General features: G+C 58.7%; 18 protein-coding genes. 8 read left to right on the top strand and 10 right to left on the bottom strand.

Going from position 1 to position 16,173, the window contains the following annotated elements; translation table 11 throughout:
* Positions 1–59 precede the first annotated feature (59 nt).
* Complete coding sequence (locus FS804_RS11805; RefSeq protein WP_144576733.1) at positions 60–956, top strand: LysR substrate-binding domain-containing protein; 897 nt, start codon at positions 60–62, stop codon at positions 954–956.
* A gap of 7 nt (positions 957–963) precedes the next feature.
* Here FS804_RS11805 and FS804_RS11800 read toward each other — a convergent pair whose 3' ends face one another.
* From FS804_RS11800 to FS804_RS11760, 9 genes are all read right to left on the bottom strand, one after another.
* Entirely contained in the window at positions 964–1,830 is an 867-nt protein-coding gene (locus tag FS804_RS11800; protein WP_144576732.1) for a D-amino-acid transaminase, read from the bottom strand.
* Positions 1,831–1,849: 19 nt separating this feature from the next.
* The gene (locus FS804_RS11795; RefSeq protein ID WP_144576731.1) at positions 1,850–2,908 is read right to left on the bottom strand and encodes a P1 family peptidase; all 1,059 of its coding nucleotides are present in this window, start codon (positions 2,906–2,908) and stop codon (positions 1,850–1,852) included.
* Positions 2,909–3,051: 143 nt separating this feature from the next.
* Positions 3,052–4,011, bottom strand: a complete 960-nt coding sequence (locus FS804_RS11790) for a sugar kinase (RefSeq protein ID WP_144576730.1) — start codon at positions 4,009–4,011, stop codon at positions 3,052–3,054.
* 20 nt (positions 4,012–4,031) lie between these two features.
* Positions 4,032–5,090 (bottom strand): ABC transporter ATP-binding protein, encoded by a 1,059-nt coding sequence (locus FS804_RS11785; protein WP_144576729.1) that lies wholly within the window; start codon positions 5,088–5,090, stop codon positions 4,032–4,034.
* A gap of 32 nt (positions 5,091–5,122) precedes the next feature.
* Positions 5,123–5,944 (bottom strand): carbohydrate ABC transporter permease, encoded by an 822-nt coding sequence (locus tag FS804_RS11780; RefSeq protein ID WP_169538611.1) that lies wholly within the window; start codon positions 5,942–5,944, stop codon positions 5,123–5,125.
* 14 nt (positions 5,945–5,958) lie between these two features.
* On the bottom strand, positions 5,959–6,897 hold the full coding sequence (locus tag FS804_RS11775; RefSeq protein WP_144576728.1) for a carbohydrate ABC transporter permease: 939 nt from the start codon (positions 6,895–6,897) through the stop codon (positions 5,959–5,961).
* Positions 6,897–8,225, bottom strand: a complete 1,329-nt coding sequence (locus FS804_RS11770; RefSeq protein ID WP_144576727.1) for an ABC transporter substrate-binding protein — start codon at positions 8,223–8,225, stop codon at positions 6,897–6,899. Before FS804_RS11770 ends, FS804_RS11775 begins: the two co-directional genes overlap by 1 nt.
* A 52-nt stretch (positions 8,226–8,277) precedes the next feature.
* A complete protein-coding gene (locus tag FS804_RS11765) occupies positions 8,278–8,934 on the bottom strand; it encodes a GntR family transcriptional regulator (RefSeq protein ID WP_144576726.1) in 657 nt (218 codons plus the stop codon).
* 20 nt (positions 8,935–8,954) lie between these two features.
* A complete protein-coding gene (locus FS804_RS11760; RefSeq protein WP_144576725.1) occupies positions 8,955–9,839 on the bottom strand; it encodes a dihydrodipicolinate synthase family protein in 885 nt (294 codons plus the stop codon).
* Between the two features lie 305 nt (positions 9,840–10,144).
* On the opposite strand from FS804_RS11760, the gene FS804_RS11755 reads away from it, so the two are divergent.
* The 7 genes from FS804_RS11755 to rutF all read left to right on the top strand — a co-directional run bounded on the left by FS804_RS11755 (position 10,145) and on the right by rutF (position 15,416).
* Complete coding sequence (locus tag FS804_RS11755; RefSeq protein ID WP_144576724.1) at positions 10,145–10,756, top strand: biliverdin-producing heme oxygenase; 612 nt, start codon at positions 10,145–10,147, stop codon at positions 10,754–10,756.
* 459 nt (positions 10,757–11,215) lie between these two features.
* Entirely contained in the window at positions 11,216–12,307 is a 1,092-nt protein-coding gene (gene rutA, locus FS804_RS11750; protein ID WP_144576723.1) for a pyrimidine utilization protein A, read from the top strand.
* Positions 12,304–13,044: a pyrimidine utilization protein B gene (rutB, locus tag FS804_RS11745; RefSeq protein WP_144576722.1), complete on the top strand. Its 741-nt coding sequence runs from the start codon at positions 12,304–12,306 to the stop codon at positions 13,042–13,044. Before rutA ends, rutB begins: the two co-directional genes overlap by 4 nt.
* 23 nt (positions 13,045–13,067) lie before the next feature.
* Positions 13,068–13,454, top strand: coding sequence for a pyrimidine utilization protein C (gene rutC, locus FS804_RS11740; RefSeq protein ID WP_003492069.1), 387 nt, complete (start codon positions 13,068–13,070; stop codon positions 13,452–13,454).
* Positions 13,455–13,465: 11 nt separating this feature from the next.
* Positions 13,466–14,257 carry a pyrimidine utilization protein D gene (gene rutD / locus FS804_RS11735; protein WP_186376773.1) on the top strand — a complete coding sequence of 264 codons (792 nt, stop codon included), beginning with the start codon at positions 13,466–13,468 and terminating at the stop codon, positions 14,255–14,257.
* Positions 14,258–14,274: 17 nt separating this feature from the next.
* Complete coding sequence (locus tag FS804_RS11730) at positions 14,275–14,865, top strand: malonic semialdehyde reductase (RefSeq protein WP_144576721.1); 591 nt, start codon at positions 14,275–14,277, stop codon at positions 14,863–14,865.
* 26 nt (positions 14,866–14,891) lie between these two features.
* A complete protein-coding gene (gene rutF / locus FS804_RS11725) occupies positions 14,892–15,416 on the top strand; it encodes an NADH-dependent FMN reductase RutF (RefSeq protein WP_144576720.1) in 525 nt (174 codons plus the stop codon).
* A 40-nt stretch (positions 15,417–15,456) separates the two neighbouring features.
* Here the strand turns inward: rutF and FS804_RS11720 are convergent, their stop codons facing one another.
* Positions 15,457–16,071 (bottom strand): TetR/AcrR family transcriptional regulator, encoded by a 615-nt coding sequence (locus tag FS804_RS11720; protein WP_144576719.1) that lies wholly within the window; start codon positions 16,069–16,071, stop codon positions 15,457–15,459.
* Between the last annotated feature and the right edge of the window lie 102 nt (positions 16,072–16,173).

Raw genomic sequence — 16,173 nt, 5'->3', positions numbered from 1 at the left:
TGCACCTAATAAAGACGTTTCTGAATAACCGGAAAGATTTTTTGTTGGGAGTGTGAGCCGTGGAAGTCAAATGGCTCGAGGATTTCCTGGCGCTGGCCGGAACGCTCAATTTTTCGAAGGCCGCCGATGAGCGGCATGTGACGCAATCCGCCTTCAGCCGGCGTATCAAGCAGTTGGAGGCCTGGGTTGGCGCGACGCTGGTCGACCGCGCGTCCTATCCGTCGCGGCTGACCGAGGCGGGCGTGAAGTTCGTGCCGGTGGCGCAGGAGACCTTGAAGCAGCTTTATCATGCACGGCGCACCCTGTTGCAGGAAGACGGTGAGGACGCGAAGACCGTGCGGCTGACGGCGTTGCATACATTGTCTTTCACCTTCTTTCCCGATTGGTTGAAACGGGTGAACGAAAAGGCGGGCCCGCTGTTTTCCGTCCTGCGGCCCGACTCCGGCAGCATGGAGGAAAACCTCAATTCGCTGGTGGACGGGCAGAGCGATTTCCTGCTGACCTATGCCCATCACGAAGTGCCGATGCTGCTCGATGCGCAGCTTTTCGAGTTTCGGGTGCTGGGTGCGGAAAAGATCATTCCCGTTTCAGCGCCCGCAAAAGACGGTTCACCGCTGCACGCGCTTCAGCAGGATGCGAAAAAACCCTTCGCCTATCTGGATTATGAAAAAGCGTCGTTCTTCGGGCCGTTATTGCGCGATCTCCTGAGCGCGCGGCTGCCCAAATTCGAGCGGGTGCATGAGGGCAGCATGTCGGTGGGGCTGAAAGCCATGGCGATGGCCGGCTGGGGTGTGGCCTGGGTGCCCGAAAGCCTGATGCGGCAGGAGATGGATAGCGGCGGGCTGGTGCGCGCAGCCGATCCGAGTTTCGACATTTCCGTCGATATCAGGCTCTACCGTTCCAAAGAGAACCGCCGGCCCGTTGTCGAGCGCATCTGGGCGGTTCTCGAAGGTTGATACCTGCTTAAATCGCCGTGCGGCGGGCGTTTTCGAGATAGAGTTCGCGCAGGCGGCTTACCATCGGGCCGGGCTTGCCGTTGCCTACCGGCTTGCCGTCGATCTTCGTGACAGAAACCACGAAGTTGGACGCGCTCGTCAGGCAGGCCTCATCGGCGTTCATGGCTTCCTCCAGCGTGAAGGGCCGTTCTTCCAGCGTGAAGCCGGCCTCCTTGGCCAGTTGCAGAGCAGCAAGGCGTGTGCAGCCGGGCAGAGTCTTGTTGCTGTTACCGCGGGTGATGATTTTCTTGTCTGCAGTGACGATGTAAGCGGTGGAGGACGCGCCTTCGGTCACGAACCCGTCCTCGATCATCCACGCCTCGTCACAGCCTTCGGCCTTGGCGATACGCTTCGCCATGACCTGCGGCAGCAGGCAGACGCTCTTGATGTCGCGGCGTGCCCAGCGCTGGTCGGGAACCGACTTTACGGAGACGCCGGCCTCCTCGACGGGGGTGCCAAGCAGCTTTTTGGCCTGGGTGAACATGACCAGCGTCGGTTTCAGATCGGCGGAGAACAGGAAGTTGCGGTCCTCGGCGCCACGCGTCAGCTGCAGATAGATCATGCCTTCAACGAGATTGTTGTCGGCGATCAGGCGGCGCTCGGCCTCAACGATGTCCTTCGTCGTGACCGGCAGGGCGACGTCGATTTCGCGGGCGCTGCGTTCCAGCCGGGCCATATGCAGATCGCTGTCGATCAGCTTGCCTTCCAGAACCGAGGTGACTTCGTAAATACCGTCGCCGAACAGAAAACCGCGGTCGAAGATGGAAAGGCGGGCGTCCGCTTCGGGCAGAAATTCGCCGTTGACGTAAACGATGCGGCCGGATGGGCTGGTCATGGAAACTCCGTCTGGAAGGTCAGGCTGAAAGAAGGGTTTTAAGGGCGTCGATGGAAATGGCCTCGACCGTGGACACCTTGCCGGTGCCGGCATTGAAGCCCGTGGTCGTGGTTGCTGTGCAGAGCGAATTGAGGATCGCTTCCTCCGTTGCCTCTATCGCGGCTTCGAAAAGCGGTGAAATCGCATCGTTGGAGAGCTCAGGGTAGTCCGTCACGGCCTTGCGGCGCGCCGGCGTGCGGCGAAGCCGCTCATCGGTGGAAAATGCCAGCGCATAATCGCCGGAGCCATTGCTGAGCGCGGCACCCGTGCGGGCAAGTCCGCCGAAGCTTCTAGCCGCCAAGCGCTTCAGATTGCGGGAAGAGAGCGGCGCATCGGTGGCGATAATGATGACGATCGAGCCATCCTTGTCCTTATGATCAGGGCTGACATAGGGCTTGCCGCAGACCAGCAGATGCCCGCCGTAATTGGACTGTACGAGAATGCCGAGCGTGTAGGTCTCACCGGAAATGGCGACCAGACGGGAGGCGGTGCCGATACCGCCCTTCATACCGAAGGCCACCGTGCCGGTTCCGGCGCCAATGCTGCCCTCGGCGACTGGGCCTGTAGTGGCGTTTTTTAGCGCGGCCGAAATTTCTTCAATGGTCGGGCGGCCGGCGCGGATGTCGTTCAGGCGGGAATCGTTGGTCTCGCCGACGACGGCATTGATAGAGACGACCTTTTCATTACCCGGCTGTGCCAGAGTATGGTGGTTGATCGCTTCGATGGCCCGGCCTGTCGCCAGCGTATTGGTGAGGATGATGGGTGTTTCGAGTTCGCCGAGTTCCTCGATCTGGGTCGAGCCGGCAAACTTGCCGAAGCCGTTATAGGCGGCGAAGGCAGCGGGCACCTTGTCCTGAAACAGATTGCCGCCATGCGGCAGGATCGCGGTTGCGCCGGTGCGTATTTTGTCTCCTTCGATGACGGTCGAATGGCCAACGGCTACGCCCGCGACATCGGTGATGGCGTTGAGCGGGCCGGTTTCGAAATGGCCGGGCCGGAAACCGATATCGCGCAGTCTCGGGCGGGTCGTCTGATGCATCGGGTGATCACTTTTGCGGAATGCAGGCTAAATGTAAAACGAGCGCGGCTTGCAAAAAGCTTTGCTCTGACTTGACGTTAGCCTAGTTCGCCGGGAAACGGCATCGCAAAAATGGAATAGTTTCATGCGGGCATTGGATGCCCTCAGGAGGCGCGTAGCGCGGGTTCGCCTTCACGCTCTAGCCATTGCCGCATCGCGTCTTCCGTCTCTTCGCGCGTCGGTGCGCCGGCCCGGCCACCAAAGACTGTGCATTTGAGCGCGGCAGCAACGGAGGAGAGGCGGATGGCGGCGCGGCTTTCCATGCGTTCCGCCATCGCAAGTGCAAACGTGCCGTGGAAGATATCGCCCGCCGCCAGCGTGTCCACTGCTTCGACCTGCATCGTTGACTGGAAATGCACCGTGGGATCACCGGCTTCCGTCCACCAGCAGCCTTGCGGACCGGCGGTGACGGCGAGGAAGGTCTGCGGATAGCGGGCATGCAGCACCGGCAGCATGTCTTTCATCGTTTCAAGCCCTGTCAGCCGGGCGGCGGCGGGTTCGGAAAAGACGATATGGCTCGCGGCTGGCGCAAGCTTCTCGAGGATTTCGACGGGTGCAACGTCGCCGTCCAGAATGGCGGGTTTGCCCAGCGTGCGTGCCACATTCAGCACATCCAGCGCCAGCTCCGGCCAGCGAACATCAACCAGAACGGCATCAAAGGGGGCAATATCCTCCGGAGTACAGGACCGCTTCTTCTCGTGCAGCCGCTGATCGTAGAACGGCACGATCAGCCGTTCTCCCCTGTTATCGATGATGATCGTTGACAGGGCCGAGCGTGCGCCGGCTGCGACCGTCGTGCCGCTCGTGTTGATGCCGCTTTCGTTGAGATCGCGAAGGATACGGCTTCCGGTTTCGTCGTCACCAACAGCGCCCCAGAGGCTGGCGCGCCCGCCCATGCGATGCACGGCATAGGCAGCACTTGACGCCATGCCTTCGGCGATCTGCAGCATCTCATAGGGCAGGACCTTGCCTTCCCCCTTTGGCATGTCATGCACACGAAACAGGGTGTCCAGCACGGCGGCACCCACGCAGAGCACATGCTTGCTGGCCGGTTCCCTCACCATTCTCTTCGCTCCTGCCGTGTTCAGATGCGCTTGCCGCTGTCCTTGTCGAACAGATGCACCGTTGCCGGATCGATGGCAATGTGGATCGTATCGCCGAAGCGGACATTGAGGCGCTCGCGGAACAGGCAGGCGATATCGTCACCCTTGCAATTCAGCTTGGCATAGATTTCCGAGCCGGTGCCTTCGACCAGTTCCACCCGGCCTTCGATGCCGGTCTCGGCAGCGCGGATATGCTCCGGCCGAACGCCGTAGACGAGATCGCGACCGCCCAGCTTGCCGATATCGGCATGGGCGGGCAGCGGCAAGCTGAGGCCCTTCGCCGTGCGGAACACACCTTCCTCCACCCGGCCGCGAATGAAGTTCATGGCGGGCGAGCCGATGAAGCCGGCAACGAAGAGGTTGGCGGGGTTGTCGTAAAGCTCCAGCGGCGCGCCGATCTGCTCGATGACGCCATCATGCAGCACCACGATCTTGTCGGCCATGGTCATGGCTTCCACCTGGTCGTGGGTGACGTAAATGGTTGTCGTGCCGATGCGCTGATGCATGGCCTTGATCTCGCCGCGCATCTGCACGCGCAGCTTGGCGTCTAGGTTGGAAAGCGGCTCATCGAACAGGAAGACCTGCGGGTCGCGCACCAAAGCGCGGCCCATGGCGACACGCTGGCGCTGACCGCCAGAGAGCTGGCGCGGATAACGGTCGAGCAGTTTTTCCAGCCCCAGAATGGCGGCCGCCCGGTCCACCTTGGCCTTGGTTTCCTCCGGGCTCATCTTCTTCAGTTTCAGCGCAAAGCCCATATTGTCCTTGACTGTCATATGCGGATAAAGCGCGTAGTTCTGGAAGACCATGGCGATATCGCGGTCGCGGGCGGGCAGGTGGCTGACCTCGCGTGGCCCGATGTGGATTTCGCCATCGCTCAGCTCTTCCAGCCCTGCAATCATGCGCAGCAGGGTGGATTTCCCGCAGCCGGAAGGGCCGACGAGCACGACAAATTCGCCATCCTTGATGTCGATATCGATGCCGTGGATGACGTTGACCGCGCCAAAGCGCTTCTGGACGTTTTGAATATTGACCGGTGCCATGTGCAGGTTCCCGTATTTCTTTGTTTGATGGTTCAGCCGCCCTTGACGGCGCCGGCGGTAAGGCCCGCCACGATCTGTTTCTGTGCGAACATGGTGAGCAGCAGCACTGGCAGCGTCACAATCAACGCGGCTGCGGCCAGCGGACCCCAGCTCACCTGTTCGAAGGAGAGCATGTTGTAGACCGCGACCGGCAGGGTGCGCGTTTCACGGCTGGCCAGCACGATGCCGAAGACGAAGTTGTTCCACGAAAAGATGACCGCGAGGATGAAGGAGACGACGATGCCCGGCTTGGCAATCGGCAGCGCCACCAGCCGGAACACCTGCCAGGAAGATGCGCCGTCGATGCTTGCGGCCTCTTCCAACTCCTTCGGCGTCGTCTCGAAATAACCGATCATGATCCAGACGACGATCGGCACCGTCACGACAAGATGGATGATGATTTGCGGCCAGAGCGTGCCGAGCAGGTTCAGCCATTGGAACAGCAGGAACAGCGGAATGAGGAAGGAGAGACCGGGCGTCATGCGGGCGATCATGATCACGACGGCGGATTTTTCCGCCTTCAGCCTTGCAATGCCGTAGCCGGCGGGAACGCCGATGACGAGCGCCAGAATGGTGGCCGCCCCTGTCACGAGAACCGAATTCCAGAAATAGAGGAAGAAATTGTTCTCTTCGAACACCTTCACATAGTTCGACCAGGCGAAACGTTCAGGAATGAGGATCGGTGGATAAGCGCCGTTGTCGATTTCATATTTCAGCGACAGCGAGATCATCCAGATGAAGAACAGGATGACCGGCGAAATCATCACCAGCGCCACGAAGAACAGGCCGAGCCGGTCGAGATTTCTGCGTTTCAGGATTTTTGCGGACATCAGCGATCCTCCATCTCGTTCCATTGCGACCGCTGGCGCACCATCAGAAGCACGAAGGAAAGCGCCACGATGATGATGAAGAAGACGACTGCCATGGCCGAGCCGTAACCGATGTCGTAATAAGCAAACGCCGTATTGTAGAGGTAGATGTTGATGGTTTCCGATGCGGTGCCGGGTCCGCCCTGGGTCATCGCATAGATGATGTCGAAGCTCTTGACGGCATCGATGGAGCGGATGATGACGGCGATCATCAGGAACGGCGCGATCATTGGCATGGTGAGATAACGGAACTTCTGCCAGGCATTGGCGCCGTCGATCTCGGCGCTCTCATAGGGTTCGCGCGGAACGGCGGCGAGACCGCCGAGCACGATCAGCATGACGAGCGGCGTCCATTGCCAGGTTTCGACAAGGACCAGCGAGGGAATGACCGTCGACTGATTATAGATCCACTCCAGCGGGCCAATGCCGATGAAAGACAGGAGATAGTTCAAAACGCCAAGTTGCGGGTGGAACATCATTGTCCAGACCAGCGCGATGGCGACCGGGGTCGCCATCATCGGCATGACAAAGACGCCGCGCAGAAAACCACGCAGCGGAAACTGCGCATCGAAAACCAGCGCCGCCAATGTTCCGAGAAACAGCGGGGCAACGACCGACAGCACGGTATAAACGAGCGTATGCCACAGCGATTCCCAGAATCTTGCGTCGCTGGCGAGCCTGACGTAGTTCTCGAAACCGATAAAGCTCTGCTCCTGCCCGAGCGTCCAGCGATGCGCGCTCATCCAGAGGGTGAAGACCCATGGAAAAACGATAACCGCTGAAATGACGACAAGTGCCGGTACGACGAAGGGCCAGTAGTTGGGAGCAAGCCTTGCCGGCCTGCTCCCTTCTTTGCGGCTGACGCCTGTCTTGGTGTTTTCGATGCTCACGGAGGCCATTATCCCTCGCTACGCGCCAGAACGGGTGTGAACTGTTCCGTCGCCTTCTTGAGTTCGGCTGCTGGATCCGCGCCGCCGATCATATTGGTGAGGCCGACGCCGTAGATGTCGCGGAATTCCGTCACCGGAATGATGACGGGAAGCGCAAGCTGCGAGACCTTGCCGGAACCGACGACCGCGTCCAGCCAGGCGGCCGGCATCTTGACGCCCTCGCGGACCTTCTGGTCTTCGAGGATGGACTGGCGGAACGGAACGCCTGCACCCGCCTGCAGCAGTCGCGCACCCATTTCATGCGAAATCGCCCATTGGCAGAAGAGGTAGGCGGCTTCCTTCTTGCTGCTGGCTTCGACGACGCCGAGGCCATCACCGAACGTGCCCGCTGCCTGGCTTGCCGGGCCCTTCGGCATGACGCCATAACCGACCTTGCCGACGACACGGGATTTTTCCGGGTTCTCGATCGGCGGCGCAAAACCGACGCCATCGAACCACATGCCGATCTTGCCCTGCAGGAATGCCGACTGTGCTTCCGCCCAGTTGAAGCCGGAAACGCCGGGAGGGGCGGCTTTCGTCATCAGGCGCTGATAGAGCTTTGCCGCTTCAACCGCCTCCTTGGATTCAGTGTTGACCTTGCCATCGACGATCGGCTTTGCGCCGTATCCGAGCATCAGCGAGGTCCAGACCGGTGTATTGGCGTTCTTGAGGCCACGCGCCACGAAACCATAGGTGTTGGTGGAGGGATCGGTGATCTTTTCCGCCGCCGTTACCAGTTCCTCGAAAGTTTCAGGGTATTTCAGCCCCTTGGCTTCGAAGAGCTCCTTGTTCCAGTAGACGATCCAGTAATCCACCGAGAAGGGCAGCGAACGCAGCACGCCGTCGCTGTCCTTGGCGAACAGCATCCCGGCCTCGGCAAAGTCTTTCTCAACGAGCGACGGATCGGTCAGCGAGGGGTCTTTCAGGAAGCCGCTGATATCGGCCAGCCACTTGCCTTTTTCGAACTGGCGCTTCTGCACGTGGTAGCTCAGATGCACCACATCGAAGCTCGGCTTGCCCGAGGAAAGTTCGATGACCACCTTCTGACGCTGCTGCTGTTCCGGCGTTGCTTCGGCATTGACCTTGATGCCGGTCAGCTCCTCGAATTCGCCGAGATATTTGATCAGCGTTTCGCTGCGCGGGCTTTTGACGAGGTTGACCTCAAGCGTCGTGCCGGCGTGTTTTTTCCAGTTCACCGCCGCCGATGCCGGTCGAATGCCAAGCACCGCGCTGCTGCCAAGCGCGGCCGTACCGGCAAGAAACCCGCGGCGCGTCGGGTTGAGCAACCAATTCGTCATGTCCAGTTCTCCTCCTTGTGCCGGAATTCTCCTCACCCCGGCTTGCTACATTTTATACCGCCAGCGCCCTGTCCCTTGCGTTGCGGATATGGGCGGTCAGCCGCTCCACGGCGTCTTCTGCGGATCGCCTCTCGATGGCTTCGAGAATGGCGAGATGTTCTTTCATCACCGACTTCACATGACCGGCGATGCGAAAGCGCTCCTGATTGATGAGGCGCATCTTGATGGAATTGACCCGGTAGGCATTCGAGATGATCGAATTGCCGAGCGCATCGATGAAAGCATCGTGCATGCCCCAGTCCACCTGTTGCGCGTGCTGCTCCAGTTCGGGCGACTCTCCACCGTTTTCAGCCGCTTCGGCGACATCACGGTGCTGTTTCAACAGTTTGGCAATAGCTGCGTCTGAGGCAGAACGGGTGAACAGCGCCACGGCTTCCTTTTCGAGGAAGATGCGGAACTGAAACGCTTCGCGGATGAGGTTGATGTCGATGTGGGCGACCTGCAATCCCCGCTGCGGCACGGTCTTGATCAGACCTTCCGCCTCCAGCCGCGGAATTGCCTCCCGGATTGCACCGAGCGGCAGACCCGTCAGCTCCACAAGGCGGCGCTGCGAGATGAATTGCCCCGGACGAACATCACGCGAGAGAAGGTGATGCGTAAAGCTCTCATACGCCCGTTCCCGCAATGTCTGTTCGCCAGTATCGTCCATGCTCAACCTTTTAGCTCCGTTCAGGCGGCCTGTTTGCGAAACAGCGCGTCGAATGCACCTTCGATCTGCCGCCGGCCTTCAGCCGAAATGGCGACGAGGGGCGCGCGCACATCCGACCAGATCGCTTCCCCCGTCGTGTGTGATACCAGCACCTTGACGGCTGGTGTAACCGGGAATTTCAGAAGTTCCACAACAAGATCGACAATGCGTGGGTCGTCCTTGCCATCAACGGCCATGGCGCGCACTTCCTGTGTGAGGAAGTTCGCAACGCCTGATATCGCACCTTGACCGCCGAGGCGCACGCCTTTCGCCAGATCGCGCTCATCGCCGATCAAGATGGCGAGGTCACCGTGTTCTTTCAGCAAACGCTCGGTGTGGCTCCAGTTGCCGGAGGAATCCTTGACGCCGGTGACGATGCCCGGAAACGCCGCCTTCAGCCGTCCGACCAACTCGACCGACAACGTCACCATGGTTACGGACGGTATGTTGTAAACGAGAATGTCCCGCGCATCTTTGCCGATCTTGGCGAACACCGCCGAGAACCAGGCAAACAGGCCGTCATCGCTGACATTCTTGAAATAGGAGGGTGGCGCGAGCAGAATATTGCGGGCGCCCGCTTTCAGCGCTTCGGCCGACTGATCGGCCGCGTCTTCGATGGAATCCACCAGAACGCCGGTGACGATGCTCGACGGGGCAATGCCTGCTTCGACGAAGCGTGAGAGAATGACCTGCCGCTCGCGGCTCCCAACCGAGCACCCTTCACCTGTCGTGCCGAAGAGTGTCACGCTGTCGCAGCCGTTGGACAGGCAACGGCGGGCATGGGCGATCATGGCATCGATATCGACCGTTCCGTCCGTTGTGAAAGGGGTTGTCAGGGCTGCCGAAAGGCCGAATTTCTGGGTCAATTAAAATGCTCCTCCAAGGTGACTACGAATTGATGGCATACTGACATGTTAGTTGTAAAGAGGTAATTGCATGGCGATTGTTCGGATTTTTTGGCGCTGCAAATTTGCTGTGAAGATCTGGGGGCTTTGCTCTGGCCGGGCATGTCCAGAAGGATTTTCGTGGTTTACACAATCGTCGATTTTGCCGCGTCTGTCCCTCCCGTTGCCTTTGCGCGAGGTCAGGAGATGTGCGAAAATAAAATTTGACTGTTGGAGTAAAGATTTTTATCAGGCAGTCTGAATATAGGGATAAAGGGACGATAATCATGACCATTGCGGGGAAGGCAGCGCCTGTGGACCAGATCGAACAGAGCCGCGTCAAGCGCCTGAAGGCGGCGACGCGCGACGCGCATGGTGGTCTTGATAGCTTCATCATGGCTGCCAAGCCGTTCGAGAGCCGGGAGAACTTCGGCAAATTCGTGGAAACGCAGTATCTTTTCCATCGCGATCTCGATGTCTTCTTCGCAAATGAAACGCTTGACGGCCTGCTTCCCGACCTGAAAGGGCGCCGTCGTCTCGCCATGATCGAGCAGGACCTTGCCGATCTCGGCCTTGCCATTCCGGAAACCGGGGCTGCCCGTTTCACCGATGAAACGCCATTCGATCTGCCGCAGGCGATGGGCTGGCTCTATGTCGTGGAGGGCTCCAATCTCGGTGCCGCGTTCCTGCTGAAAGACGCTGCCAAGCTCGGCCTTGGTGAAGAATTCGGTGCGCGGCATCTGGCCGGCGCACCGGAAGGACGCGGCCTGCACTGGCGCACTTTCACTGCCGCACTGGATGACATTTCGCTGACCGTTGAAGAGGAAGAGCGGGTTATCGCGGGTGCCGAGGCGGCATTCCGGGCAGTGCATGCCTATGCCCAGCAGCGGATGGATTGAGGTTTTGGCATAACTGCGCGGTCGTTGTCCTCATCGGGCAGAAATGCCCCCTCGCGCGTGCGCATTTGATTGAGTCTTAACTCCCTACCGCCGTCACCACGGACTTGATCCGGGTCCAGTGCGATCAAGTCCTTGATCGCAAAAGATTCTATTTACCGCGCAGACGCGCCGTGGCTGGATGCCGGATCGGGTCCGGCATAACGGAGGAGAGCCTTCGAATTTTTAGATCGGTCTGCGATTGCCGTGAAGGTCGCCCACCTTCGACGTATCGCCCTCAATATATGCTGAATAAACAGGCAAGTATTTTTACCAAATGATAAAAAATTTGCCTTTCGGTCAGGGCTCAATCTCTCTCGAAATTTTATCCATTTGATAAAATTATTTTATTTGGTCTGGCACAGAACCTGCTACTCTTTTGTCAAGTCAGGAGGCACCTGACGTCAAAAAGGGAACAGTAAAATGGAAGTTGGTGTTTTTATCCCGATCGGGAACAATGGATGGCTTCTTTCCGAAAACGCGCCGCAATACAAGCCGAGCTTCGATCTCAACAAAGCGATCACGCTAAAGGCCGAGCAATATGGTTTCGACTTTGCGCTGTCGATGATCAAGCTGCGTGGCTTCGGCGGCAAGACCGAGTTCTGGGATTACAATCTGGAATCCTTCACGCTGATGGCGGGGCTGGCCGCCGTCACCTCCAAGATCAAGCTGTTCGGCACCGCCGCCACGCTGGTCATGCCGCCGGCTATCGTTGCGCGCATGGCAACCACGATCGATTCCATTTCCGGTGGCCGTTTCGGCATCAACCTGATCACCGGCTGGCAGCGGCCGGAATATAGCCAGATGGGCCTCTGGCCGGGTGACGATTATTTCGGCGATCGTTACGAATATCTCGGCGAATATACGACTGTGCTGAAAGAGCTGCTGACGGAAGGGCAGTCGGATTTCAAGGGCAAGTTCTTCCAGATGGACGATTGCCGCATGAAGCCGGTGCCGCAGGGTGATGTGAAGCTCATCTGCGCCGGTTCTTCCAATTCCGGCATGGCGTTTTCGGCCAAATTCGCGGATTACAGCTTCTGCTTTGGCGTGGGCGTCAATACGCCGAAGGCCTTTGCGCCCACTAACGAGCGCCTGCTGGCGGCAACGGAAAAGAGCGGCCGCGAGGTTAAATCTGTTGTGCTGACGATGGTGCTCGCCGAGGAAAAATCCGAGGATGCCTGGGCGAAGTGGGAGCATTACAAGGCTGGCGCGGATCAGGACGCAATCAAATGGCTTGGTCTACAAAGCGCCGTCGATACCAAATCCGGCTCCGACACCAATGTCCGGCATATGTCCAACCCCGTATCTGCGGTCAATATCAATATGGGAACCTTAATCGGCTCTTATGAGGAAGTGGCGGCAATGCTGGATGAAATGAGCGAGGTGCCGGGAACGGGCGGCGTGATGCTGACCTTCGATGATTTCCTCGAAGGGGTCGAGAAATTCGGGAAATATGTGCAGCCGCTGATGAAGAGCCGCGCGCATGTTCAAGCGGCACTGGAGGCAGCGGAATGAGCGAAGCCGTCGTGGCGGGTTACAAGGGCCCGGAAACTCGCTCGCAAAGCGTCACGCTGCCTGCAAGGCCGGAGCCGATCACACTGAAACCCAGCGAGACCGCCGTTGTTGTGGTCGATATGCAGAACGCCTACTCAACCGAGGGCGGTTATGTCGATCTTGCCGGTTTCGATATATCAGGGGCGAAGGGGACCATCGCCAACATCAAGAAGACTTTGAATGCGGCGCGGGCGGCAGGCGTTCAGGTCATCTATTTCCAGAATGGCTGGGACAAGGACTATGTCGAGGCCGGCGGGCCTGGTTCGCCCAACTGGCACAAGTCCAATGCGCTGAAGACCATGCGCAAAAGGCCGGAACTGCAGGGCCAGCTGCTCGCCAAGGGCACATGGGACTACGCCATTGTCGATGAGCTGCAACCGCAGCCCGGCGATATTCTCGTGCCGAAAACGCGTTACAGCGGTTTCTTCAACACCAATATGGATAGCGTGCTGCGCGCGCGTGGCATCCGCAATCTGGTCTTCGTCGGCATCGCCACCAATGTCTGCGTGGAAAGCTCGCTGCGCGATGCCTTCCACCTCGAATATTTCGGGGTGATGCTGGAGGATGCCACGCATCATCTGGGGCCGGACTATATCCAGCAGGCGACGGTCTATAATGTCGAGAAATTTTTCGGCTGGGTCGCCACCGTCAATGATTTCTGCGGCGTCATTTCGCAGGCCGCACCCGTCAGCGCTTGATTTCAACATAAGAGGAGAACGAAATGCCGAAAAAGATCGTCGTGCCTGCGGGTACCAGCAAACCCATCGCTCCCTTCTCGCCAGGCACCCTTGCCGATGGCGTGGTTTACGTGTCCGGCACGCTGCCCTTCGACAAGGACAACAATGTCGTGCATGTGGGCGATGCCAGCGCGCAGACCCGCCATGTTCTGGAAACCATCAAGTCGGTCATCGAAACCGCGGGCGGCACGATGGAGGATGTGACCATGAACCACATCTTCATCACCGACTGGGCCAATTATCAGGCCGTCAACACGGTCTATGCCGAATATTTCCCCGGCGACAAGCCAGCGCGCTATTGCATCCAGTGCGGCCTCGTGAAACCCGATGCGCTGGTGGAAATCGCCACCGTCGCCCATATCGGCAAATAGGCGAAAAGCAGATGATGCATTTCGAGGTTCATGGTCGCACCGATGCCGAGGCAACCACTATCCTGCTGTCCTCGGGCCTTGGCGGATCCGGTGCCTATTGGGTACCGCAGATCGAGGCTCTTTCCGGCCATTTCCGGGTCGTCACCTATGATCATCGCGGCACCGGCAGGACCGGCGGCGAGGTGCCGGAGGATGGCGGCATTTCCGCCATGGCAGATGATGTGCTGGAAATTGTCTCGGCCCTGAACCTCGAAAAATTCCACCTCATGGGACATGCCCTCGGTGGCCTGATCGGCCTCGATATCGCGCTGCGCCGGCCCAGCCTTATCGACCGGCTGGTGCTGATCAACGCGTGGAGCAAGGCCGATCCGCATTCCGGGCGCTGCTTTGACGTGCGGATCGAGCTTTTGGAGAAATCCGGTGTCGAGGCTTTTGTCAAAGCGCAACCGCTGTTCCTTTATCCGGCGGCGTGGATGTCGGACAATCAGGAGCGGCTGGCGCGGGACGATGCGCATGGCGTCGCGCATTTTCAGGGCAAGGAAAATGTGCTCCGGCGTATCGCCGCGCTTCGGACCTTCGATGTGGACACACGGCTTGGCGAGATAGGGAATCCGGTGCTGGTGGTGGCGACGAAGGACGATCTTCTGGTGCCCTATACGCGCTCGTTGCGTCTTGCCGACGGTTTGCCGCAAAGCGAGCTTTGCCTTTTCGATTTCGGGGCTCACGCGGTCAATATTACCGAGCCCGACCTTTTAAATACGCGGCTGCTGCAGTTCCTTTTGCCCGCCGACGCGACAATCTGACAGGAATTTAAAGCACGATGACGAAAGCACTCGATGATGCAGCACTCGCAGCACTTTTTACCGAAGCACGCACCCACAATGGCTGGACGGACGATCCGGTCAGCGATGAAACGCTGAAAGCGCTTTACGACCTGGTCAAGATGGGACCGACGTCGGCCAATTGCTCTCCAGCGCGTTTCGTTTTCGTGCGCAGCGCCGCAGCGAAGGAAAAGCTGCGGCCGGCACTCTCTTCGGGTAATCTCGAAAAGACGATGGCGGCTCCCGTGACCGTCATCGCAGCGATCGATGGCGAATTTTATGAAAAGCTGCCGGAGCTGTTTCCCCATGCGGATGCGCGTTCTTGGTTTACAACCAGCCCTGCCGTGTCCGAAGAAACAGCCTTTCGCAACGCAACGCTTCAGGCCGGATATCTGATCCTCGCCGCCCGCGCGTTGGGGCTGGATACTGGTGCCATGTCCGGTTTCGACAAGGGCAAGGTGGATGCGGCTTTTTTTGCCGGCACGACGTGGAAATCCAATTTCCTGATCAATCTTGGCCATGGTGATCCGTCGAAGCTTTTCGGGCGTCTGCCGCGTCTTGCCTTTGACGATGCCTGCGTGCTGGCTTGATAGGCTGTTAAGAAAGGATGGGTTAGATGCAGATGATGTCTCTTGAAAGGGAAGCGGGTATGGAGACGAAGACTGCAGAGCAGCGCAGCCAGGATTACAGAAATGCGATGGCGCGGCTTGGTGCGGCGGTCAATATCGTGACCACTGACGGGGCTGCAGGCCGCGCGGGATTTGCCGCGACTGCCGTTTGCAGCGTTTCCGACAATCCGCCCACGCTTCTCGTCTGCCTCAACCGCAATTCATCCGCTTATAAGGTGGTAAAAGCTAACGCGGTTGTCTGCGTCAATACGCTTGCTGCGCATCACGAGGTGCTGAGCACGCTTTTCGGCGGCAAGACGCCGGCGGAGGAACGCTTTGCTGCTGGCAGCTGGGGCTTGCTTGAAACCGGCGCGCCGGTTCTCAAGGACGCGCTTGTCTCTTTCGATTGCCGTATCCGCGAGGCCCATGACGGCGGCACACATGATATTCTGATCTGTGATGTCGTTGATATGAAGATCAACGATGGCGACGAAGCGTTGATGTATTTCAACCGGCGCTATCGCATGCTGTGAAGCGCTGATCGGTTCGGGTCTTGCCCTGACCAGACAAGACCTATGCGAGCAACCCGCGCATGATCAATTCAAGGTGAATATTAAGAACTGCCTGTCGGTCGAGGCTACGCCGGTCGTTAAAAATCAGCCGAAAGACTAAAGTCCCGACCATAGGCGACGCCACGACCTTGCAGAGTTCGGGCGGATTGGCCCGGAATCTTTTTTTTGCCACGCCATCCTCCAGGATGGCGTTGATGCGCTGGAAAACCGGCTCCATCATCGTATCATGATGCTGGTCGATGAGGTCCGGAAATTTCGCCCCCTCGGCGAGGATCAGGCGGAACAGCTCCCGCATTTTCTTGTTGTCGACAAGCGCGTCGAACAGAAATTCCAAAAGCAGTCGAAGCGCTTCGACAGGGTCATCAGAGGTTTGTGAGTAGGCGTTGAAGGCCTGCTGGAATGGCTGAGACGCATGCCGAACCATGGCCTCGAAGAGTGCCTCCTTCGTTTCGAAATAGACGTAGACAGTTCCTTTCGTGACACCCACGCGTTCAGCGATGTCCTCCACCCGGGTGGCGGCAAATCCTGTTTTGGTGAATTCCTCGAATGCGGCATCGAGAATTTGCAACGGACGTTGTATCTTCTGTTCAGCGCGTGTCAGTTTTGCTTTTGCCATGGCCCGGGATTCCTATGTTTTGGCGCGTGCCCTTCTGTCCGTCGCATTGGCGGAAATGAGAGATCAGTGCCTACAGCACCGGCGTAAAAACCGGAATGGATT

Origin of the sequence: Agrobacterium sp. DE0009, assembly GCF_007680755.1 — a bacterium.
Taxonomy (GTDB): domain Bacteria; phylum Pseudomonadota; class Alphaproteobacteria; order Rhizobiales; family Rhizobiaceae; genus Agrobacterium; species Agrobacterium tumefaciens_B.
Note: the sequence above shows the minus strand (reverse complement) of the source record. Positions and strands in the feature narration are given on the sequence as shown.